The sequence below is a fragment of the Streptomyces sp. NPDC002130 genome, from assembly GCF_040296465.1.
Lineage (GTDB): Bacteria > Actinomycetota > Actinomycetes > Streptomycetales > Streptomycetaceae > Streptomyces.
Map to the genome: position 1 here is coordinate 1 of NZ_JBEOXI010000673.1, position 1,741 is coordinate 1,741.

Genomic DNA, 1,741 nt, shown 5'->3' on the forward strand with positions numbered 1-1,741 from the left:
GCGTCGAGTGGACGCTGGCGGCTTCGGCTGTTTCGGTGCTGCTGTCGGGCATCTGGGCTCAGCTCCTATTGCATGACGCGATCAGTTCTTTCGGAGAGACGCTAAGCTCATCGTGTGATCCAGAACATGGACCTGATGTACAAAACACAACCGGAAACTGTCAGTTCTGTCCACTGCCCATTTATCCACTGCCTTTCTGTTCAATGTCTTCGGAGGTTCCGGTAATGCCGATGACTGTCCGGCGCCTGGCGGCCACCACCTCGCTCGGCCTCACGATCGTTGCCGGTCACGACGACGTGGATCTGCCGATCAGCTGGGCGCACGCAATCGAATTACAGGATCCGAGTCGGTGGCTCGCCGGTGGCGAGCTTGTCATGACGACGGGGCTGCATCTTTCGCGTTCGGCGACAAAGCAGTTCGAGTACGTCGAGCGCATTGCGCGGACCGGTGCGGTGGCACTGGCATTCGACACCGGCACCGTGCACGAGAAGGTTCCGGACGCGATCATCAGGGCCGGCGACGAACTGGGCTTTGCCGTGCTTTCCGTCGCCAAGGAGACGCCGTTCATCGCCATCTCGCGGGCCGTGATCGACGAGCTGACCGCCGACCAGATACGAACGGTGCAGGCGGTGGTCGACGCGCAGGAGAAGTTGGCGCGTGCCTTGCTCGACGGGGTGCCGGCCTTGATCACTGCTCTGGGGCGTGCCGTACATGCAGCAGTGTGTGTTCTCGATCGGGACGGAGCGGTGCTGGCTCTGACGGAAGGTGCGAGTTCGTCTCTGCCCGAACGCATCAGGGAGCGATCAGGCAAGGAGCGCAGCCGGGTCGTGGTGGACGACGACGGCCACCTGGCCATTCACCGGCTTGCCGTGAGTGGCACTCTCGCCGTGGCGTCCGCCGCCGCCTTGGATCAGTCCGAACGACTGTTGGTCGGGCACACGGTATCGCTGTTGACCATCGAGCTTGCCAAGCCGTCACGGGTTGTCGATGCCGAACGGCGGCTGAGGTTGGCGGTCGCGACGATGGTGCGCCAGGCCGGCGGCGACGTCGACGAAAGTCTGTTGCGGTACTTCGGATTCGAATCCGAATCACCGGTGGTTGCAACTGCCTTGACCGATGTCGGACCATTACTGGCGGCAACCGACATCACGTCAGCGGCCCTCGAAGAAGAGGCGGTGCCGTACCTCTTGGCTCCGCTGAATGACGGCACCGGCGTGTGGTTCGTCGTGAAAAGTGAAGTTGCGGAGAAGGTCACGCGCAGTGTGTATGCGAGAGTTCGGGAGAATTCACGCCGGAGCATCAACGGCGGAATCGGAAGCGTCCGGCCGATGAGCGGTGTGGCGGCCAGTCTGCGCGAGGCCGTCTCTGCTGCCAAAGTGGGACAGGTCGACGGTCACACGCTCGTTTCGTTCTCGGAACTCGGGACTTTCAGCCTCCTGTTGAGCGTGCAGTCGAACGATGTTCTGCAGTCGATCGCGGCCGGCGGTCTCGGTGTGTTGGAAGACTACGACGCCGAGAACGGTTCCCGTCTGGTGGACTCGATCGAAGCGTTCCTGCACCACAATGGTCAATGGGAGTCCGCTGCAGCGCAGTTGGGTGTTCACCGGCACACGCTGCGCAATCGCATGGACAAGGCTGCCGAGTTGCCTCGAGGAGGGCGGCGGCCGGGTCGCCCCGGAAGTCCGAGCCCACCTTGTCGATCTCGTCGAGGAGCACGACCGGGTTCATCGAGCCGGCCTCC

Annotated in this window: 1 pseudogene; it reads left to right on the forward strand. The window is 62.9% G+C overall.

Annotated elements, in window-relative coordinates:
* Positions 1 to 230 precede the first annotated feature (230 nt).
* Positions 231 to 1,592: pseudogene (locus ABT116_RS44295) on the forward strand (PucR family transcriptional regulator ligand-binding domain-containing protein); the annotation flags it as partial.
* Positions 1,593 to 1,741 lie beyond the last annotated feature (149 nt).